Here is a 20,665-nt window from a genome sequence, read left to right on the forward strand (position 1 = left end):
ACAGAGCATTGTCAGAGCAGACAAGAATCTCCAGCATCAGCCGCAGGCAGTTCGGATTGACGGCCTTCGGCCTCTCAGCCCTCGCCGTCGGCCTTTCCGCTTGTGGGGGCGGCGGCGGTTCAACTGAAGGCGGAGCAAAAACCCTTCAGCTGGTCCTTTCCGGTGACACCAACCAGGGCGGGGCGTTTGCCGCAGCCGCCGCCAAGTACAAGGAAGCCACCGGCATCACCATCGAGGTGGTGGACGTTCCCACAGCGGACATCACCACCAAGCTCAAGAACGCCGCCACCGCGAACGACCTGCCGGCCCTGGCGCGCGTCACAGGCCTCGATCCGTTGTGGGTCAACCAGCTCCAGGACCTCGCGGACATCGCAAAGTCGCGGAACATCGACCAAAAGTTCCTGCAGGAAGCCCCGGACGGCACCATCCCGGCCATCCCGTCCGACCTCACGGCCGTGGGTCTGTTCGTGAACAAGAGCCTCTTCGAAAAGGCCGGCGTGGCGTTCCCCACTGCCATCGAGGAAGCCTGGACCTGGGATGAGTTCGTTGCAGCCGTCAACGAGGTCCGCGAGAAGGCCGGCGCCAAGTACGGCGTGGTCATGGACCGCTCCGGCCACCGCCTGCGCGCCATGATGTACGAGTTCGGCAGCACTGCCTTCGCCAAGGAAGGCGACAAGTACGCCTGGGACGACGAAGCCGTGGAGACACTCGAGTATTTCCAGAAGATCAACGACGACAAGACCATGCCCAAGTCCGTGTGGCTCAGCGGCGAAGACGGCAACGCCATGTTCAAGAGCGGCCAGGTTGCTGCGTATTACTCCGGCAGCTGGCAGGTTGCCGACTTCAACAAGAACATCAAGGACTTCGAGTGGATGTCCGTGCCGCTGCCCAAGAAGGAAGCCAACGCCACCAACCTAGGCGGCGGCTTCATGATCGCGTTCAAGGACACCGGCGCGGACGAGGAAGCCAAGAAGTTCATCGAGTGGTTCTATGACGACGCCAACTACACCGAGTTCGCCAAGCTCGGCGGTTACCTGCCCGTCAAGTCGGACCTCAAGGTCGAATACCCGTTCCAGCAGGCCTCGTTCGAGCTGTACCAGAAGCAGATCGCCGGCAACGAGGCCAAGGGCGACAACGCCATCAAACGCGTCGTGGCCGAGGCCTATGCCGAGACCCCGTTCTCAGGCGATCCGCTGCGTGAGGAAACCGTCAAGATGCTCGGCGGCAGCCAGGATGCCAAGACCACGGTGGAGAACATCGTGAAGCTCTACAACGGTGCCTGATCGGTGGCTAATCCAACATTGAGCTCCACGGTGACGCCGGGGACGCCCGGCACGGGCGCCGTGCGGAGCAAGTCCCAGCTGAGGCGCCACAACCGCTATGTCATCGCACCCCTGGTGCTGATCGGCGTCAACGTGGTGCTGTTCCTGGTGTTCTTCGTCTGGCCCGGTGCCCTCGGGCTGATCTACTCCTTCACGGATTACCGCGGCGTGGGCAGGCTGAACTTCATCGGCCTGGCCAACTTCCAGAAGCTCTTTGCGGACAGCACGTTCTATGCCGCCCTGAGCCGTACCTTCCTGTACACACTGTTTTCGGTGCCGCTGGTCTACGTATCATCGCTGGGCATTGCGGCGCTGTTGGTCAGTAAGGCAACCAGGGGACGGACTGCCGCGAAGGTGATCATCTTCCTTCCCTGGCTGATCTCCCCGATCGTGGTGGGTGTCATCTGGAAGTGGATGTTCGGCCAGGACTTCGGCTTCGTGAACTTTGTGATCTCGACGCTGGGCGGAGCCCCGGTGCAGTGGTCCAGTAACGGCAACCTGGCCCTGACGGTGGTGATCTTCGCTTCCGCCTGGGGCGGCACAGCCTTCAACATGCTGTTGTTCATCGCGGCGCTGAAGAATATTCCAGAAGCGCTGCTGGAGGCAGCCGAACTGGACGGGGCCAATGCATGGCAAAGGTTCCGGCATGTCACGCTGCCAGGCATCGCGCCGACGTCGTTCATGGTCATCCTGCTCTCCACCATCCATGCCATGAAGGAATTCGCAATGATCCAGGCGCTGACCAACGGCGGGCCGGGCACGGAGAACACGCTGATCGTCCAGTACATCTACAAGACCGGCTTTGAGCAGTCCAAGGTGGGCTACGCCAGTGCCGCGTCCATGGTGCTGATGGTGGTCCTGCTGGCCATTGCGCTCATCCAGTTGCGCTTCAACAAGAAGAAGGGCTGACCCATGGCAACCGCTGCCAACCTGCCCCCCGCCGTGGCGGAAGAATCCGCCCTCGGTGCCGAGAAGGCAGCCGCAGGCGCCATCAAACGGAACGGCCGCGAAGGCCGGACCAAGCTGTCCGCGCCCCTGACCGGGGTGCTATGGCTGATTGTGGCCATCTATGCGCTGCCGCTGCTGTGGTTCATCCTCAGCTCGTTCAAACCGGGCAGTGAACTGTTCAGCTACCCGTTGTCCATGATTCCCCGGGAATGGACGTTCCAGGGCTTCGTTGACGCGTGGGAGCGGGTGGACTTTGCCCGGTACTTCCTGAACACCGCCACCGTGGCGCTGGTGACCACGGTGCTCACCGTGTTCTTCAGTGCGTGCACTGGCTACGCGCTGGCCAAGTACAACAACAAGGGCACCCGGCTCTTCTTCGTCTGCATCCTGGCCACCACAATGCTGCCCACCGAAGTGATCCTGAACCCGACCTTCTCGGTGATCCGTGACCTCGGCCTGTACAACTCGCTCGCCGGAATCATCGTGCCGTCCGTGCTGACGGCAACGGGTGTGTTTATGTTCCGTCAGTTCTTCCTGACCGTTCCGGATGACCTGCTGCATTCGGCCCGAATCGACGGCGCCAGCGAGCTGGCCATCTTCTTCCGCATCATGCTGCCGCTGTCCAGGCCCATCCTGTTCACGCTGGCCATCTTCTCCTTCCAATGGCGCTGGAACGACTACATCTGGCCGCTGATCGTGCTCAACGATCCCAAGTGGTACACCCTCCAGGTGGCGCTGCGGAGCATCGTTGGCGCCGAAAACATCGACTGGCCGGTCCTGCTGGGCGCGTCGGTGATCTCCATCCTGCCGCTGGTCCTCGTGTTTGCCGTGTTCCAGAAGTACGTACTCAACGCCGACGTCTCGGCCGGGCTGAAGGACTAGATGGAGGCCTTTGTGAGGGATGGGATTGAGAGCCAGCCGCCGGCAACTTCCACAGATGCCGTGTTCCTTGACGGCCTGGTGCAGGCTGCGGACACGTACGTTGGCACGCTTCTGACGGCGACCGACGGCGACGTGGCGGCTCTTCCGCATCGCGCCGCCATGAGCCGGCTGCTGGCGTTGGCAACGGTGTACGCGGAGCCGGGCTCCGCCCACCGCGGTGCACCGGCGTTGCCGGACGCCATGGAAGCCTGCGTTGCGCGGCTGGAGCACCTGCAGGGCCCTACCGGCCTGTTCGACGGCACCAACCTCAGCTCACCGCCGGACTCAGCGTTCACCATCAACGACGCCTGCATGGCGCTGGAGATCATTGGCGATGCCGCACTGGCGGGCGTCCGACGGCGGCTGCGCGCCGTCGTCGGACGCATTACCGATGCGCTGGTTACCGGGGGAGTGCACACCCCCAACCACCGGTGGGAGCTGTGCGCGGCGCTGGCACGGATCCACGCCCTGCACGAACGCGAGGGCAGCGCCCGGCCGGACATTGTGGAGCGCATCGGGGAATGGCTGGCTGAGGGCATTGACCAACTGCCGGACGGCATGTACTCCGAGCGGAGCCCGCTGTACGCCACGGCTGTCACCAACCCCTCGCTGCTGGCCATCGCCGACTACGCGGGGCGGCCCGGGCTGCTGGAGCACGTCCGCGGCAACCTGGCGGCGTTCCTGCCCTGGTTCAATCCTGACGGCAGCATCGAGTCGCTGTTTTCGCGGCGCCAGGACCAGTGGAAGACGTTCGACGCAGAGGCATTCCAGTTGCTGTACCGCCGGCTGGCCAACCAGGACGGCCGGTCCGATTTCGCCTCCGCGGCGGCCTGGTTGCAGCAGTTCCCGCTGCTGGAACCGGCCAAGGCGCTGGCCCGGACACGGCTTGACCCGTGGCTGGGGCTGGAGCTTCCTGCTGCCTCCGTCACTGACCTGTCCGGGGATTCGGCTTCCACCGTGTTCGACGGCGGCCTCCCGCCGGTGATGGCGCCGGGCCACGCCGCGCTGGGCAGCTGCGGGATCCACCGGTTCCGCCGAGCCGGAAACGTGGTGACCGTCTTCGGCGGCTGCGACCCCTTGGAGCCCGGCGTGGTGTCCGGGCTCGCCACCAACCCCACATTCCTGCGCCTCGCCCACGGTGACGCGGTACTCACTGACATGAGGCTCTCACGCAGCTTCTTTGACCTTGGGCCGTTCCGCAGCCAGTCGGTCAGCACTGATGCCGGAGCGGTCCGCCTCGCTGAGGAACTGAGGGCGAACTTCTACCTCCCGCTGCCTCCCGAAAAGCACCGCAAGGACGGCATCTACGCCCTGGTCCATGAGGGCCGGTTCAGCGCCAGCATGGACTTCGGAAGCCGCCCCACGGTGGAGCATCGGCTGGCGACGGCCCTCACCATTCGTCCCGGCGTTGGCGCCGAGGGCGACGCCGCGGAGTTGGAATTGGAGTTCGACGGCGCGGACACATCGTTCGCGCTGGAGCTGACTTTCCGCCCTGGCGGCGAGCTGGCCGGAGTGGAGCCCCTGGCCAGCCAGCTCCCTGGCTCAAACACGGGCCAGGGGGCGTTCCAGCTGACCTCGGGCACGGGAACCTACCGGGTGGGGAACGATGTGATCGAGTTCGGTCCGGGCCTTGCTGCGGACCCCGACAACCCGCCGGTGTACAACCCGGGCGAGGCCTACCGCTACCTTGCCGGGACCAATGCCGCGGACGGCGTCAAGGTCTACATCACGGGCCGGACCCAAGGCACCCATCGCTTCACGCTGCGGGGCCGGAGCGTGGTTTAGGGCTGGACCTGCTGGAGCTGCTCGAACAGCTCAGGCGGGATGGCGTAGATGAACACGGCAGCCAACAGGTTCTTGGTGGCGTGCACAAAGTAGGAGAACATCAGGTTCTTCCCGGTCCACACGTAGACGAACACCAGCGTGGCGCCCATGGCCAGGTAGGGAAGCAGGGCGGTGAGCGTGATCGCTTCCTGGCCTGCGATGTGGATGGCGGCGAACAGGAGCACGGAGAGCGCGCAGCACAGCCAGATGTTGAGGCGGCGGCTGAGCTTGCCGATCAGCAGGTGCCGGAAGATGTACTCCTCCACAAAGGGGCCGATCACCACCAGCACGGGAATCATCAGCCAGGCGGGAACCTGTTGCATGAGGGCCTGCAGCCCAGCCTGGTTCGCGGACGTTTGGACCGCCCCGCTGGCCGCCACTACCAGGGCGGTCAGGATCATCATGGCCACCACTGCGGCCGGTACCATCATCAGCGTGAACCACGGACGGGTGGCAAGGACGCGGAGATCGCGGGCCACCACCCGGCGCGCGGCGAACAGCGCCAGTACGCCGATGCTGCCGTAGTAGATGAGGTTGACGCCGTAAGATGCCGCTGCAGGGCTGGGGGCCAGCTGCCGCAGGAATGGCAGGAGCAGGTCTCCCGCCAGGGCGAAGAAAGCCGCCACTGCCACATAAAGGCCCACGGTGCCGAAATCGAGGCCGGTGAACCGGTACAGCTCGGGCTGCGGAGCAGGTGGTCGCCGGTGCGTTGTGGTCATACGTTCAGCCTAACTCCACCCAACTAGGTAGCAGCAGATGTCGTTTTGGCGCCTCAAAACGACATCTGCTGCTACCTAGTTGGGTGGGACGGGGATAGTAGACGGGCGTCACATTGCGGGCCCGGTGCGCCGTCCCGTAGAATGTTCGGCATGCCTAACTTTCTGTTTCGGCGCGCCAAAGTAGCCGCCCGAACTTTCGCCCGGAAATCGGCGGCGTTTCGAGCTGCCGGAGCCTCCGCCGTCGTCCTTTTGTCCCTTTCCCTCGCTGCCTGTGGCGGTGATGCCGGCGGTGGTGCCGCCGGCAACAGCGACGGCGACAAACCGGTGGTCCTGACCACCTTCACCGTGCTGGCCGACATCGCCCGGAACGTGGCGGGGGACAAGCTCACCGTGGAGTCCATTACCAAAGCGGGCGCTGAGATCCACGGCTACGAACCCACCCCCGGCGATATCCGCAAGGCAGCCAAAGCGGACCTCATCCTCGACAACGGGCTGAATCTCGAGGCCTGGTTCGCCCAGTTCGTGGAGGGCCTGGACGTGCCCCACGCAGTGGTGAGCGAGGGTGTGGAGGTTATGTCCATCAGCGAGGACTCGTACCAGGGCAAGCCAAACCCGCACGCCTGGATGTCGCCGGTGAACGTGCAGATCTATGTCGACAACATGGTGAAGGCCTTCAGCGAGCTGGACCCGGACAACGCCGAAGCCTTCAAAGCAAACGGTGACGCCTACAAGACCGGACTGCAGGCTGTGCAGGACGAGATGAAAGCCAGCCTCGCCGGCCTCCCGGAGAACCAGCGCGCACTGGTCACCTGCGAAGGCGCCTTCTCCTACCTTGCCCGCGACGCCGGACTCAAGGAGGTCTACATCTGGGCCGTCAACGCCGAGCAGCAGGCCACACCGCAGCAGATCACCCGGGCCATCGAGTACGTCAAGGCCAACCAGGTTCCCGCTGTCTTCTGCGAATCCACGGTCTCCGACGCCCCCATGCAGCAGGTCGTGGGCGCCACCGGATCCAAGTTCGGCGGCATCCTGTACGTGGACTCGTTGTCTGAGGCCGATGGACCGGTGCCCACGTACCTGGACCTGATCAGGCACGACGCCGACGTCATCACCAAAGCGCTGGCCGGCGCCTCAGCGGGGGCTTCTGCAGGGTCAAAGCCGTGAGTACTCCAGCCATCCTGGTTGACAACGTCACCGTCCACTACGGCGAGGTCCTGGCGCTCGATTCTGCCTCGCTCAGCCTGGATGCCGCCAGGATCTGCGGCCTGATCGGCATGAACGGCTCAGGGAAATCCACGCTGTTCAAAGTGATCATGGGAATGGTAAAGCCCGACGCCGGCAGCGTACTGATCGGCGGACAGTCACCGTCCAAGGCGCGCAAGGAAGGCGGGATCGGGTACGTGCCGCAAAGCGAGGATGTTGACTGGCAGTTCCCGCTGTCCGTCCGCGACGTAGTGATGATGGGGCGCTACGGGCACCAGGGATTCACCCGGCGCCCATCCAAGGCGGACCGCGCCGCCGTCGACGAAGCCCTGGACCGGGTGGAACTGGGCGAGTACGCCGGCCGCCAGATCGGCCAGCTGTCCGGCGGGCAGAAGAAGCGCGCCTTCGTGGCCCGCGGCATCGCCCAGGGTGCCACGATGATGCTCCTGGACGAACCCTTCGCCGGGGTGGACAAGCGGTCCGAAGCAACCATCAGCCGCCTCCTGCGCGAACTTGCCTCGGACGGCTGCACCATCCTGATCTCCACCCACGACCTCCACGCCATGCCGGCCCTCTGCGACGAAGCCGTACTCCTCATGCGCAGGGTCCTGATGCACGGCGCCCCCGAGTTGGTGCTGCAGCCCGAAAACCTGGCCATGGCCTTCGGACTGGACGTGCTGAACCGTGACCTCCCGGAAGCAGATGCCGCTCGCGCTGATGCCGCTCGCGCTGATGCCGCTCGCGCTGATGCCGCTCGCGCTGATGCCGACCGCGCCGAGAACAGGGGCTGACCCATGGACCTTCTGGAACTCCTGCTCGAACCGCTCAGCTACGACTTCATGGTCCGCGCCATCGTCACCACCGCGCTGGCCGCCGTCGTCTGTGCCGTGCTCAGCTGCTGGCTGGTGCTGATCGGCTGGTCCCTCATGGGCGACGCAGTCTCCCACGCGGTGCTGCCCGGCGTCGTACTGGCCTACATCGTAGGGGCACCGTTTGCCCTCGGCGCCCTCGTCTTCGCCCTGATCGCGGTCACCCTGATCGGCGTCGTCCGCAGCACCAGCCGGGTGAAGGAGGACGCCGCCATCGGTATCGTGTTCACCTCTTTGTTCGCCCTGGGCCTGGTGCTCATCTCCGTCACACCCAGCCAGGCGGACCTGAACCACATCATCTTCGGCAACCTCCTGGGCGTCAGCGTCCCGGACCTCATCCAGGTGCTCGTGCTCGGCGTGGTGGCGTTCGCCATCCTGATCCTGAAGCGCCGCGACCTGACCCTTTACGCCTTTGACCCCACCCATGCCCATGCCATCGGGCTGTCCCCGAAGCGGCTTGGCGCGCTGCTCCTGGGGCTGCTGGCACTCACCTCCGTGGTGGCGCTGCAGACCGTGGGCGTCGTGCTGGTCGTGGCCATGCTCATCATTCCCGGAGCCACCGCCTACCTCCTGACAGACCGGTTCAACCGCATGCTCGTCATCGCGCCAGTGGTCTCGGCCGTGTGCTCCATCGCCGGAATCTACTTGAGCTACTACCTGGACACGGCCTCGGGCGCCATGGTGGTGCTGACCCAGGGCGTGGTGTTCGCCGCCGTCTACCTCTTCAGCCCCCGCCAAGGACTGATTGGCACCCGGCTGGCGAAGGCGAGGCGCAGGAAGGCCGTGGCCCTCGCGGTGTAGCTGTCCCCTTTTTGTAATGCCCGACGGCGGCACTCGGCCTGGGTGCCGCCGTCGGGCGCTGTTGTCCTTGTCCGCCATGGAGGGCCTGCTTGACGCCGCGGCGTCGGCCGGGGCAGGCTGGAGCGATGAAGTCCTAACCAACAGCCCGGCCGCGCCCGGGCTGTTCCCCGAAAACCACGGCCGCCGTCGAGCGCTGGATGAATCGAGCTGCCTGAATCGGCCGGTTCAGCCCCGGCGGCCACACTGCGGAACTTTGCGAGGACTTCTCTTGACTGAACACCTGAACCTTTCGGGCGTCTCCCATGGCTACGGCGACCGACAACTCCTGGACAACATCAGCCTGGTCATCAACGCCGGCGAGCACGTCGCGATCGTTGGCGAAAACGGCGCCGGCAAATCCACGCTGCTCCGGATCCTCGCCGGCCTCGAAGCTCCCGATGAGGGCGCAACGGTGATCCAGGGACGGGTGGGCTACCTAGCCCAGACCCACGGCCTGCCTGAAGATTTCACCGTAGGGGCCGCCATTGACGCCTCGCTGGCATCGCTGCGCGCCCTCGAAGCGGAACTCGACCGGCTGGAAGCGGGCCTGGCCGACGCCGGCGACGACGAACTGGAAACCTATGGCAGGCTGCAGACCGAATACCAGCTGCGCGAAGGCTACGCCGCCGAATCCCGGGTTGAGGCCGCTCTGGACCGGCTGGGGCTGGGCGGGCTCGATAGGAGCCGGGTGCTGGGGTCGCTGTCCGGCGGGGAGCAGGAACGCGTGGCGCTGGCCTGCGTCCTGGCCGACCCGGCGGACATCCTGCTACTGGACGAACCCACCAACCACCTCGACGCGCGCGGAACAGCCTGGCTGGAGGATCGGCTGGCGGCCCATCGCGGCACCGTAGTGGTGGTGTCCCACGACCGCGTCCTGCTCCGCAAGGTAGCCGCCACCATCATCGAAGTGGATGCCGAGCGCCAGGCCGTGACCCGCTACGGAAACGGCTACGACGGCTACCTCCGCGAGAAGGCAGCCGAGCGCCAGCGCTGGGTCCAGCAGTACCACTCCTGGATCGATGCCATGGAGTCCGAAAAGCGCCAGGCCGAGACGGTGGCGGGGACCATGGGGTACGGCCGCAAGCGCGACGGCGACAAGATGGGCTTCGACTTCAAGGCCGGCACCTGGCAGAAAGCAGCCAGCAGCCAGGTACGGAACGCCCAGGAACGGCTGCGCCGGCTCGAAGCCAGCCCAGTGGACCGTCCGCCCGTGCCGCTGCGGCTCAACGCCGAGCTGGCTGTCGACTCCGCTGTCCTGTCCGGGGCTTCCGAGGACGGCGAACCAGTGCTCGCGGCCCGTGGCGTGAGCGTGCCCGGCCGGCTGGGAACCACTGACTTCCGCGCTGCCGCAGGCGAGAAGATCCTCATCACCGGACCGAACGGCGCCGGCAAGTCCACCCTGCTCTCCGTACTGGCAGGAACCCTGGAACCCGTTGCAGGCACTGTCAGGCGGCCCGAACGCATCGGCTACCTGCAACAGGAGCTGGAACTGCCCCAGCGGCCCACCCTCCGGCTGTTGCCGGCCTTCGCTGCCGGCCTGGGCGGCAATATCGACGAGCATGCCGAGGCCCTCCTTCGGCTGGGCCTGTTCCGCACCAGCGAGTTCCACGTGCCAGTGGGCAGCCTTTCCGCGGGCCAGCAGCGCAGGCTCGCCCTTGCACGGCTGCTGCTGGGCGGCTACGGCACCCTGATCGTGGACGAACCGACCAACCACCTGGCGCCTGTGCTGGTGGAACAGCTTGAGGCGGCGCTCGCGGACTTCGCCGGGACCCTGGTGATGGTCAGCCACGACCGCGCGCTCCGGGAATGGTTTGCCGGGTGCGCGCGGAAGAGCGAAAAGTCGCGGACAGACGAATCTGGCCGCTGGATCAGGTATTCGATGGACAAGGGCGTGCTTGCTCCGGCCTGAAGGGCGGGCTTCCTGACCAAAATGCGTAACTTTCAGCCGGGCCGCGAAGGAAGTTCCTTGGATTTCCGGGCTACTCCGCCGTCGGAGCCGGCATAAATCACGCATTTTGGCCGGCCTATGGCACGGGAAACGGTGAGGTTTGCGTTAAAGGAAAGTTACGCAGGGACCGGCAGGCGGAAACATCGGCGGCGGAAGATAGGCCCATGCCAGTCTTCCCGCCGGTCGAAAGGATCTGTCCGTGATCACCAAGAACCTTTTCCTGCAGGGCATCTTCCCGTTTGAGGGCACGGGGCTGGAAAAACCTGTCCCGATCCACAGCGAACTCTCCCATTACGTTCCCGACGGCGTCATCAACCAGACGCTCTACTTCAGGGGCGGCAATTCCAGCAGTGAACTGATCACCGTGGTCCTGATGCGGAATGGCGTGCCCATGCGCTATTTCCCCATTGGCGCCAAGAACGATGTCCATGTGCCCCTGCGGGTAGTGGAGGACATCGAAGGCGGCTCGGTGGTGGAGCTGTATCTCGCCGCTCCGGATGGTGTTGGGGGATCCGTGGTGGTGGACCTGGGCATGGTGGAGCACTGATGACCAGCGTGCTGGACCGGCCGCAGGGGAGGCACGCAGGCACCGCGCCGCGCCGTCGGCTGGTGGTTGTTGGCAACGGTATGGCCGGCGCCCGGGCAGTGGAGGAAATCCTGGCCAGGGGCGGCGCGGAGCTGTTCACGATCACCATGTTCGGCGACGAGCCGTACGGCAACTACAACAGGATCATGCTCAGCCACGTCCTCTCCGGGGAGGAAAGCGACGCCGACATCTTCCTGAACGCCCTGTCCTGGTACCGCGAGAACAGCATCACGCTGCACGCAGGCGTCCGCGTGGACCGGATCGACAAGTTCACCAAGCACGTCTTCTCCAACGACGGCAGGGTGACTCCCTACGACACACTCATCATCGCCACGGGGAGCAGATCCCACATGCCGCCGATGGACGGGCTCTATACCCCGGGCGGGTCCGTCAAACACGGCGTTTTCGGATTCCGCACCATTGACGACACGCGGAAGATGGTCCAGCACGCCCAGCAAGATCACCACCGCCGCGCCGTGGTGATCGGCGGCGGCCTGCTGGGACTCGAGGCTGCCTATGGCCTGAAAAGCCACGGGATCGAGGTGGAGGTGGTGCACTCGGGCGGGCATCTCATGAATGCGCAGATGGGGCCCGACGGCGGTGCCATCCTCCGTCGCAGTGTTGAAGCGCTCGGAATCAGGGTGCATACGTCCAGCCGCACCACAGCTGTCCTCGGCACGGACCGGGTAAGCGGCGTCAGCCTTAGGGACAGGGACGACATCGAGTGCGACATGGTGGTGGTGGCCGCCGGGATCCGGCCCAATGTGGACCTGGCCGTCCTGAGCGGCCTGCCGGTGGAACGGGCCATCGTGGTGGATGACCGGCTAAGGGTCCAGGACGAAGACGACATCTACGCCGTGGGGGAGTGCGTCCAGCACCGCGGCGAGGTCTACGGCCTGGTAGCTCCGTTATGGGAACAGGCCGTGGTGCTCGCCAACCACGTGACCGGCGCCGATACGTCGTCGGCGTACCTCGGCTCACGGACCGCCACCAAGCTCAAAGTGGCCGGTGTGGAAGTCGCATCCATGGGGCTGCACGGCCCCGAGCTCGACACGGACGAGCACATTGTGTTCTCTGAGCCCAGCCGTGGTGTCTTCAAGTCCATCGTGGTCCGCGACAACAAGATGGTGGGCGCCACGCTCCTGGGCGACAGCCGGAAGGTGGCCTACCTGACGCAGGCCTATGACCGCGGGCTGCCCCTGCCGGAGGAACGGATCTCCCTGATGTTCGACGTCGGCGGGCCGGGTGGGGACGCAGGTGTGGCAGAGCTCGACGACGGCGCCCAGGTCTGCAACTGCAACGGCGTTTCCAAGGGGGCGCTGGTGGATGTTGTGAAGGGCGGCTGCACCACGGTTTCCGGCGCCATGGACGCCACCCGGGCCGGCAAGGGCTGCGGTTCCTGCAAGCTCCTGGTCAAGCAGGTGGTGGAGTGGGCAGCCGACGGCGCGGTGGAGGAGGACCCTGCCGCAAGCTACTACGTGCCCGGCATCCCGCTGGACAAAGCATCACTGATGGCCGCCATCCGGAAGCAGGGCCTACGCTCCGTCTCCCAAGTATTCGCAGCTCTGGCCCCCGGCAGCGCGGAGGACGCCAAATCCAAAATGGGCCTGGCCTCACTGTTGAAAATGATGCTCGCGGACCAGTACATCGACGAGCGCGACGCCCGCTTCATCAATGATCGCGTGCACGCCAATATCCAGCGGGACGGGACCTTTTCCGTGGTCCCGCAGATGAAGGGCGGCGTGACGTCCGTGCAGCAGCTGCGCCGGATTGCCGACGTCGCCGAGAAGCATAAGGTCCCGCTGATCAAGCTGACGGGCGGGCAGCGGATCGACCTGCTGGGCATCCCCAAGGAGGACCTCCCTCAGGTCTGGGCCGACCTGGACATGCCCTCCGGCTACGCGTACGGCAAGAGCTTCCGCACGGTGAAGACCTGTGTGGGCAAGGATTTCTGCCGCTACGGCACTGGCGACTCCACCAAGCTGGGCATCGAGATCGAGTCCCGGTTCCAGGGCATCGAGTCGCCGGCGAAGCTGAAGCTGGCGGTGTCCGGTTGTCCGCGGAACTGTGCGGAGTCCCTGGTCAAGGATGTGGGTGTGGTGGCTGTGGAAGGCGGCCGCTGGGAACTCTACGTCGGCGGCGCGGCAGGGGCGCATATCCGCAAGGGCGACCTGCTGGCCACCGTAGATGACCCTGAGGATGTCAAGCTGCTGACGGGCAGGTTCATGCAGTACTACCGTGAAAACGCCAACTGGCTGGAACGGACCTACTCCTTTGTGCCGCGGGTGGGCATCGAACACCTCCGCGCAGTGATCGTGGAGGATTCGGAAGGCATAGCGGCGGCCTTGGACGAGGCCATGCAGGCATCTGTGGATAGCTACGTGGACCCGTGGAGCGAGCGCGCGGACCCCCTCACGCCGGGCCAGTTCCGGACCTCCCTGCCGCTCACGGTCCTGCCCCAGGTGCCGGTCCGATGAGCGCCGGCCACAACCTGGGCCCCGTGGACCAAATCCCCTTCGGCGAGGGGCGGGCGTTCGGCATCGATGGCGAGCAGGTGGCGGTTTTCCGGTTGAGGGACGGAACTCTACGTGCCCTGTCCGCTGTCTGCCCCCACCGGGGCGGCCCCATCGCGGACGGAACCATCGACCGTCAAGTGGTCCTTTGCCCGCTGCACCAGCACGCCTTCGACCTTGAAACGGGATGTTCCAGCACTGGCGCCGAACCTCTGCGCGCCTACAGCGTCCATGAGGACTCTGAGCAGAATATTCTTCTGCAAAATCCCGGCAAAGGTGGCAATGGTTCGGCTTATCTGTAGGACGGTGTATCGCTCGTCACTTGCCCCGGTTTGTGTCTTGTAGGATAGAAAGGCCGCGCGAACTTCGACGTACTGTGACTTTCCATACAGAAAATTCCTTCAAACATCACGAAGCCGAATTTTCAGTATGAGAGTCCGCTGCCAAGGTGCCGGCCAATCCCCTACCCACAAGGAATTGTTGTGCCTCAAAGTACCCCCACAGAACTCGTGAGCCCCTCGGCGCAATCCGCCGTCGTCGACTCCACCCTCAGCGCCGAGGGCTACAAAAAATCCCTGAGCGGCCGCCAGGTGACCATGATTGCCATGGGCGGCGCCATCGGCGTCGGCCTCTTTATGGGTGCCGGCGGACGCCTGGCCTCCACAGGCCCGGCACTGATCTTCTCGTACGCCATTGCCGGCGTCATCGCCTACCTGCTGATGCGCGCCCTGGGCGAACTGATCATGTACCGCCAGACGTCGGGCTCCTTCGTCAGCTATGCCGGCGAGATGTTCGGCAAGAGGGGGGCGTACCTCTCCGGCTGGATGTACTTCATCAACTGGGCCATGACCGGCATTGCGGAGCTCATCGCGATCGGACTGTACTTCCAGTTCTTCTTCCCCAACGTGCCTGTTGAACTGTCCGCCATCGCGGCGCTCCTGCTGCTCGTGGGCGTCAACCTGATGAGCGTCAAGGCGTTCGGCGAATTCGAATTCTGGGCCTCCTGCCTCAAGGTCGGTGCCATCGTGATCTTCCTGGCCGTGGGCACCTTCATGGTGGTTACCAACGCGCAGGTGGGCGACGGCAACGCCTCCGTGAACAACCTTTTCGCAGCCGAGGGCGGCATGTTCCCCAAGGGTGCGCTGGTGATGATCCTGGTCCTCAATGCCGTGATCTTCGCGTACAACGGCATCGAGCTGGTCGGCATCACAGCCGGTGAAATGCAGGATCCCGCCAAGGAAGTGCCCAAGGCAATCCGCGCCGTCGTCTTCCGCATCGTGGTGTTCTACGTCGGCTCGGTGACCCTCCTCGCGATGCTGTTGCCCTCGGACCAGTACGTGGCCGGCACCTCGCCGTTCGTTACCGTATTCGGCCAGATGGGCCTTGGCTGGATGGGCGATGTCATGAACATGATCGTCATCACCGCCGCACTGTCCTCCTGCAACTCTGGCCTGTACTCGATCGGCCGGATCTTCCGCACCATGGCCAACAACGGACATGCTCCGGAGTGGCTGACCCGGATGTCCAAAAACCATGTGCCGTACGCCGCCATCCTGGCCATCGGCGCCGTCTACCTCGTGGGTATCCTGCTGAACATCTGGCTGGGCGGCTCACACGCCTTCGACCTCGCGCTCAACTCGGCGTCGATTGGCGTGATCTTCACGTGGGGCGCGATCTTCGCCAGCCAGATCGCGCTTCGCAAGCAGAAGGGCAAGGTTTCCTCCCTGCCCGCCCCGGGCGGAACCTGGAGCAGCTGGGCCGGCCTGGTGGCCCTGCTGGCCATCACCATCCTGATCGGCTTCGACACCATGACCAGCAAATCCGGTGAGGTCTTCCATCTTGGCCTCTGGACCCTGGCCACCATTCCATTCTTCGCGCTGGTCCTGTGGCTGGGCTGGCAGAAGGTTCGGAACAACGAGCCCAAGAACGCCCTCTTCAGCTAGGGCTTTGCACGCAAGCAGTACCTGCGACGGCGGGATCCCCACGGAGGGGGTCCCGCCGTCGTCGTTATTCCCCGTGCGTTCCCGCCCACTTACTTTGTACGACGCGCCCAGGAACCCGGCGCGTCGTGCCTGGTGGACGGGAATCCGGGGGAGTAACTGGGCAGGAGCGCCCAGCAACGGGTGCGGGCTATGCAGGGGCGACGCGGGGAAATGGTGGTGCGGAGCAGCCGATTGGGGGCACACTGGGGCGTGTGATCGAACCGTGGGTACTGCATGTGGACCTTGACCAGTTCATCGCAGCTGTCGAAGTGCTCCGCCGGCCCGAGCTCGCCGGCAAGGCGGTGATCGTTGGCGGCCGCGGTGACCCGACAGAGCGGGCGGTGGTTTCCACGGCCTCCTACGAGGCCAGGGTGTACGGCGTCGGCTCCGGAATGCCGCTGCGCATCGCCGCACGGAAAGTACCTGACGCCGTCATCCTGCCCGTTGACCAGGAAGCCTACCTCGCTGCGTCCGAAGAAGTCATGGCCGTGCTGCGCTCGCAACCGGGGGCAACTGTTCAGGTGCTCGGCTGGGATGAAGCCTTTATTGGCGTGCAGACCGACGATCCGGAGGCATATGCGCGGCAACTGCAGCGCGACGTCCTCGAGGAGACCCGCCTGCACTGCAGTGTCGGCATCGGTGACACCCTGGTCCGGGCCAAAGTAGCGACGTCGTTTGGCAAGCCGGCCGGCGTCTTCCGGCTCACGGAAGAGAACTGGCTCGAAGTGATGGGCAGCCGGCCGACTATCGAGCTGTGGGGCGTGGGAACGAAAGTCTCGCGCCGCCTTGCCACCCTCGGTATCCGGACGGTAGCCGATCTCGCGGCGTCCAAAGACGATGATTTGGTCCCCGAGTTCGGCCCGAAGATGGGCCCTTGGTATGCCCAGCTCGGGCGGGGTGACGGTTCGCGGACCGTCGATGACACACCTTGGGTGGCACGCGGGCATAGCCGGGAAACCACCTTCCAGCGCGATCTGACTGAGCAAGGCCAGGTTGACGACGCCGTCAGGGAGTTGGCGGCGCACGTACTGGAGGATGTCGCTGCTGAAGGGCGGCCGGTGATCGGGCTGACGCTCAAGGTCCGATACGCTCCGTTCCTGACCAAGACGTACGCCCGGAAGATTCCCGAGACCTCGGATCCGGCAGAAGTGCTCGCCCGCGCCCTCGACCTCGTGGCCAAGATCGAGCCGGGCCGTCCCATCCGATTGCTCGGGCTGCGTGCCGAAATGGCGATGCCCGAGGATTCCCGGCAGGGACACACGCCGACGCGCAGCGGCTGGTGACGGGTCCTGCCGTCGATTGCGGGGCGAGGGAGCTGGGGGGAGCAATCGATGGGGGAAGGCACAAAAAAGCGGCGGCGGATCCCCCATGGGAATCCGCCGCCGCGCGCCTATGGCTGACTAGTCGCGCTTGAACTCGTCCTTGATGTCTTCGCCGACCTTCTTCGCGTCGGCCTTGACCTGGTCCTTCTGGCCTTCGGCCTTGAGGCGGTCGTTGTCGGTGGCGTTTCCGGCTGCTTCCTTGGCCTTGCCGCCCATGTCTTCTGCTGCGTTACTGATCTTGTCTCCGAGGCCCATGGTAGTGCCGCCTTTCGTTTCCGATGGATCAAACAATGCCTTTTCACCATAACACGAAGCATGCTTACTATTTCAAGTCGTTGAGATGCCCCGATATCTGTTGATTGTCATTGCCCCCGACTAGGCTCGAACCATGGATCACAGCACCAGCCTTACACAGCACATCCACGCTTCGCCGGAAAAGGTCTGGTCCGTCATTTCGGATATTCCGGGTTCGGCGGCCACCCTGTCCGGCATTGATTCCATCCAAATGCTGAGCGAAGGCCCGTATGGCGAGGGCACGCGCTGGAAGGAAACCCGCACCATGATGGGCAGGTCCGAAACCGTGGAAATGTGGGTGGCCCAGGCTGATCCGCCGCGCAGCACCACGGTCAAGGCCCTGCAGGGCGGCGCTGACTACACCTCCCGGTTCAGCCTGGCGGAGCGCGACGGCGGCACGGACCTGACGCTGACCTTCGGCGCCGACGTCATTAAGCCCACGGTGTTCAGCAAGATATCAATGGCCCTGTTCGGGAAAATCGGCATGAGCATGACGCGCAAGGCGCTGGCCAAGGACCTGGCGGAGATCGCGGCCAAAGCGGAATCGCTCTAGTGGCGGCCAGGCCGCCCAAGGTTACCGGCCCGCGGCTCTCGCCGATTCTCCTTGAGGAACTTACGGACGATCCCGCGCCGGACTTCCAGCGCGGAGTTCGGTACGACGGCGTGCGGTACAGTCGCGCGGCGGCGGACGGTCGCGAGCTCAGCGGCACTGACTTCGCCGAGTGCGAATTCCAAGGCGTCTCGTTCAATGACACGCAGCTGCGCGGCGCCACGTTCCGCGACTGCATCCTGGCCGAGCTGTACGCGCCCGTCTTCACTGCGGCCCGCACCACTTGGCGGGACGTGCGCATCGAAAATCCACGGCTCGGGTCCGCTGAAGTGTACGAAAGCGGGTGGCAGTCCGTCCGGATCGACGGCGGAAAGCTGGACTTCCTGAACCTCCGCGGCGCCAAGCTGATGGATGTCCTGATCACCGACTGCATCATCAATGAACTGGACCTCGGTTCCGCGGCAGTCACCCGGGTAACTCTGAAGAACTGCACCATCGGCACCCTGGACCTCACCGGCGCCAAGTTGAAGGACTTCGACCTCCGCAGCACTGACTTTCGCACCATCAGTGGCCTGGGCAGCCTCTCCGGAGCCATCATCGACGACTACCAGCTCAGCCTCCTGGCCCCGCTCCTGGCGGCCCACCTCGGCCTCGTGGTTCTCTGACCCCTCCGGGGGAGGGTCTTGGTGCCCCTTGCGCGTGCAGTGTAGTCTTTACAGAACGAACGGTCGGTAAGTGGATAGCATCCCCTGAGCCGCCGACGATGACAGTGCCGTTAATCGCGTGAAGGGTGTTTCCATGGCGTCAGCTACCGCAGGACCGCAGGCTTTTCTCGTTGGCGGTGTCCGCACCCCGGTGGGACGATACGGCGGGGCGCTGTCCTCGGTCCGCCCGGACGACCTCGCCGCGCTGGTCATCCGGGACGCGGTTGCCCGGTCCGGCCTGGATCCTGACACCATCGATGAGGTCATCCTGGGCAACGCCAACGGGGCCGGGGAGGAAAACCGCAACGTAGCCAGGATGGCCACTTTGCTGGCAGGACTTCCCCTCCACATCCCGGGGATCACGGTCAACAGGCTGTGTGCATCAGGCCTGAGCGCCATCATCCAGGCCAGCCAGATGATCAAGTCCGGTGCCGCGGACATCGTGATCGCCGGCGGGGTGGAGTCCATGAGCCGTGCGCCGTGGGTCCAGGAGAAGCCGGCTACCGCCTTTGCGAAGCCCGGCCAGATCTTCGACACCTCCATTGGCTGGCGGTTCGTAAATCCCCTGTTCCAAAAGGGCGAGCTGGCGCGCGAGGGCAAGATGACCTACTCCATGCCGGAAACCGCCGAGGAAGTCGCCAGGGTTGACGGCATCACGCGGGACGACGCCGACGCCTTTGCCGTCCGGTCCCACGAACGTTCCCTGGCCGCCATCGCCGCAGGGCGGTTCAAGGACGAGATCGTCCCGGTGACGGTCAAGTCCCGCAAGTCCGAAACCGTTGTGGACACCGATGAAGGCCCCCGCGCCGGCACTACCATGGACGTCCTGGCCGGCCTGCGCCCGGTTGTCCCGGGCGGCTCCGTGGTCACCGCGGGAAACTCCTCCACCCTTAACGACGGCGCCTCGGCCATCATCGTCGCGTCCGAGGCCGCCATCGAGCGGCTGGGCCTGGTACCCCGCGCCCGCATCATCGACGGCGCCTCCGCCGGCTGCGAGCCCGAAATCATGGGCATCGGCCCGGTGCCGGCCACGCAAAAGGTCCTCAAGCGGAGCGGCCTCAGCGTCGGTGACCTGGGCGCCGTCGAACTTAATGAAGCGTTTGCCACGCAGTCGCTGGCCAGCATGCGCCGGCTCGGCCTGGACCCGGAGATTGTGAATAACGACGGCGGCGCCATCAGTTTGGGGCACCCGCTGGGTTCCAGCGGTTCCCGGCTCGCCATCACCCTGCTGGGCCGGATGGAGCGCGAGGACGCCAGGATCGGCCTGGCCACCATGTGCATCGGCGTGGGCCAGGGCACTGCGATGCTGCTGGAGCGCGTGTAATGGCGGCCCAGGACCTAGCGAACGAACACTTCAGTACCCTGCTGGTCGAGGAGCGGGAGGACCGCGTGGTTGTCCTCCTCAACCGCCCCGAGGTGAGAAATGCCATCGACCAGCAGATGGTGGACGAGCTGCACATTATCTGCGCGGCGCTGGAGCAGAATCCCAGGATCCTGGTCATCGCCGGCGTGGACGGAGTCTTTGCCTCCGGGGCGGACATTGCCCAGCTGCGCGAGCGGCGCCGGGATGATGCGCTGCAGGGTATCAACTCCACGATTTTTGTCCGCATTGCCAAGCTGCCCATGCCCGTCATTGCCGCCCTGGATGGCTACTGCCTGGGCGGCGGTGCCGAGCTCGCCTACGCGGCTGATTTCCGGATTGGAACGCCGAGTGTACGGATCGGCAACCCCGAGACAGGGCTCGGCATCCTGGCCGCGGCCGGAGCCAGCTGGCGGCTGAAGGAACTCGTAGGCGAACCCTTGGCCAAGCAGATCCTGCTCGCAGGCCTGGTGCTCCGGGCCGAGGACGCCCTGGCTGCGGGCCTCATCACGGAAATCCATGAGGCGCCGGAACTGATGGCCGCCGCGCACAATCTCGCGGACAGGATCGCCCGCCAGGATCCGCTGGCCGTGCGGATCACCAAGTCCGTGTTCCACGCCCCTGCCGATTCCCATCCGCTGATCGACCAGCTTGCCCAAGGGATTCTTTTTGAATCCCAGGCCAAATTTGACCGCATGCAGGCGTTCCTGGATAAGAAGCTGGACAAGAACCTCGATAAGAAGACAGAGAAGAAATAGCC

At 65.0% G+C, this 20,665-nt stretch carries 19 protein-coding genes; 17 read left to right on the forward strand and 2 right to left on the reverse strand.

From position 1 onward, the window contains the following. The first annotated feature begins 8 nt into the window (after positions 1-8). From V9L17_RS12225 to V9L17_RS12240, 4 genes are read left to right on the forward strand one after another with little or no spacing between them, the layout of a single operon-like run. On the forward strand, positions 9-1,283 hold the full coding sequence (locus V9L17_RS12225; RefSeq protein WP_337351614.1) for an ABC transporter substrate-binding protein: 1,275 nt from the start codon (positions 9-11) through the stop codon (positions 1,281-1,283). Positions 1,284-1,286: 3 nt separating this feature from the next. Further along, entirely contained in the window at positions 1,287-2,231 is a 945-nt protein-coding gene (locus tag V9L17_RS12230; protein WP_337346078.1) for a carbohydrate ABC transporter permease, read from the forward strand. Positions 2,232-2,234: 3 nt separating this feature from the next. Next, on the forward strand, positions 2,235-3,152 hold the full coding sequence (locus V9L17_RS12235; RefSeq protein WP_337346079.1) for a carbohydrate ABC transporter permease: 918 nt from the start codon (positions 2,235-2,237) through the stop codon (positions 3,150-3,152). Between the two features lie 12 nt (positions 3,153-3,164). Continuing rightward, positions 3,165-4,976 (forward strand): hypothetical protein, encoded by a 1,812-nt coding sequence (locus V9L17_RS12240; RefSeq protein WP_337351615.1) that lies wholly within the window; start codon positions 3,165-3,167, stop codon positions 4,974-4,976. On the opposite strand, the gene V9L17_RS12245 is transcribed toward V9L17_RS12240, so the two are convergent. Further along, the gene (locus V9L17_RS12245; RefSeq protein WP_337351616.1) at positions 4,973-5,734 is read right to left on the reverse strand and encodes a CPBP family intramembrane glutamic endopeptidase; all 762 of its coding nucleotides are present in this window, start codon (positions 5,732-5,734) and stop codon (positions 4,973-4,975) included. The two genes, V9L17_RS12240 and V9L17_RS12245, sit on opposite strands and share 4 nt — an antisense overlap. A 150-nt stretch (positions 5,735-5,884) precedes the next feature. Between V9L17_RS12245 and V9L17_RS12250 the strand changes: the two genes are divergently transcribed. From V9L17_RS12250 to V9L17_RS12290, 9 genes are all read left to right on the forward strand, one after another. Continuing rightward, positions 5,885-6,898, forward strand: a complete 1,014-nt coding sequence (locus V9L17_RS12250; protein ID WP_337351617.1) for a metal ABC transporter substrate-binding protein — start codon at positions 5,885-5,887, stop codon at positions 6,896-6,898. After that, positions 6,895-7,728: a metal ABC transporter ATP-binding protein gene (locus V9L17_RS12255; RefSeq protein ID WP_337351618.1), complete on the forward strand. Its 834-nt coding sequence runs from the start codon at positions 6,895-6,897 to the stop codon at positions 7,726-7,728. The genes V9L17_RS12250 and V9L17_RS12255 overlap by 4 nt, the downstream gene beginning before the upstream one ends. A 3-nt stretch (positions 7,729-7,731) precedes the next feature. After that, positions 7,732-8,607: a metal ABC transporter permease gene (locus V9L17_RS12260; RefSeq protein WP_337351619.1), complete on the forward strand. Its 876-nt coding sequence runs from the start codon at positions 7,732-7,734 to the stop codon at positions 8,605-8,607. 268 nt (positions 8,608-8,875) lie between these two features. Next, the gene (locus tag V9L17_RS12265) at positions 8,876-10,555 is read left to right on the forward strand and encodes an ABC-F family ATP-binding cassette domain-containing protein (RefSeq protein ID WP_337351620.1); all 1,680 of its coding nucleotides are present in this window, start codon (positions 8,876-8,878) and stop codon (positions 10,553-10,555) included. 238 nt (positions 10,556-10,793) lie between these two features. Next, a complete protein-coding gene (locus V9L17_RS12270; protein ID WP_337351621.1) occupies positions 10,794-11,141 on the forward strand; it encodes a molybdopterin oxidoreductase in 348 nt (115 codons plus the stop codon). Then, positions 11,141-13,657, forward strand: a complete 2,517-nt coding sequence (nirB, locus tag V9L17_RS12275; RefSeq protein ID WP_337351622.1) for a nitrite reductase large subunit NirB — start codon at positions 11,141-11,143, stop codon at positions 13,655-13,657. The genes V9L17_RS12270 and nirB overlap by 1 nt, the downstream gene beginning before the upstream one ends. After that, positions 13,654-13,995, forward strand: a complete 342-nt coding sequence (locus V9L17_RS12280; RefSeq protein ID WP_337351623.1) for a Rieske (2Fe-2S) protein — start codon at positions 13,654-13,656, stop codon at positions 13,993-13,995. Before nirB ends, V9L17_RS12280 begins: the two co-directional genes overlap by 4 nt. A 180-nt stretch (positions 13,996-14,175) precedes the next feature. Next, positions 14,176-15,636 (forward strand): amino acid permease, encoded by a 1,461-nt coding sequence (locus V9L17_RS12285; RefSeq protein WP_337351624.1) that lies wholly within the window; start codon positions 14,176-14,178, stop codon positions 15,634-15,636. Between the two features lie 251 nt (positions 15,637-15,887). Continuing rightward, the gene (locus V9L17_RS12290; protein WP_337351625.1) at positions 15,888-16,958 is read left to right on the forward strand and encodes a DNA polymerase IV; all 1,071 of its coding nucleotides are present in this window, start codon (positions 15,888-15,890) and stop codon (positions 16,956-16,958) included. A 117-nt stretch (positions 16,959-17,075) separates the two neighbouring features. Here the strand turns inward: V9L17_RS12290 and V9L17_RS12295 are convergent, their stop codons facing one another. Next, entirely contained in the window at positions 17,076-17,252 is a 177-nt protein-coding gene (locus V9L17_RS12295) for a CsbD family protein (protein WP_337346091.1), read from the reverse strand. 133 nt (positions 17,253-17,385) lie between these two features. Between V9L17_RS12295 and V9L17_RS12300 the strand changes: the two genes are divergently transcribed. The 4 genes from V9L17_RS12300 (at position 17,386) to V9L17_RS12315 (ending at position 20,663) form a co-directional block, all read left to right on the forward strand. Then, positions 17,386-17,844, forward strand: coding sequence for an SRPBCC family protein (locus tag V9L17_RS12300; RefSeq protein WP_337351626.1), 459 nt, complete (start codon positions 17,386-17,388; stop codon positions 17,842-17,844). After that, entirely contained in the window at positions 17,844-18,506 is a 663-nt protein-coding gene (locus tag V9L17_RS12305) for a pentapeptide repeat-containing protein (RefSeq protein WP_337351627.1), read from the forward strand. Before V9L17_RS12300 ends, V9L17_RS12305 begins: the two co-directional genes overlap by 1 nt. Before the next feature lie 133 nt (positions 18,507-18,639). Beyond that, positions 18,640-19,869, forward strand: coding sequence for a thiolase family protein (locus tag V9L17_RS12310; protein ID WP_337351628.1), 1,230 nt, complete (start codon positions 18,640-18,642; stop codon positions 19,867-19,869). Further along, on the forward strand, positions 19,869-20,663 hold the full coding sequence (locus tag V9L17_RS12315; RefSeq protein WP_337351629.1) for an enoyl-CoA hydratase/isomerase family protein: 795 nt from the start codon (positions 19,869-19,871) through the stop codon (positions 20,661-20,663). The genes V9L17_RS12310 and V9L17_RS12315 overlap by 1 nt, the downstream gene beginning before the upstream one ends. The last annotated feature ends 2 nt before the right edge of the window (positions 20,664-20,665 follow it).

The sequence above is a fragment of the Pseudarthrobacter sp. CCNWLW207 genome (assembly GCF_037203945.1).
Classification (GTDB): Bacteria; Actinomycetota; Actinomycetes; order Actinomycetales; family Micrococcaceae; genus Arthrobacter.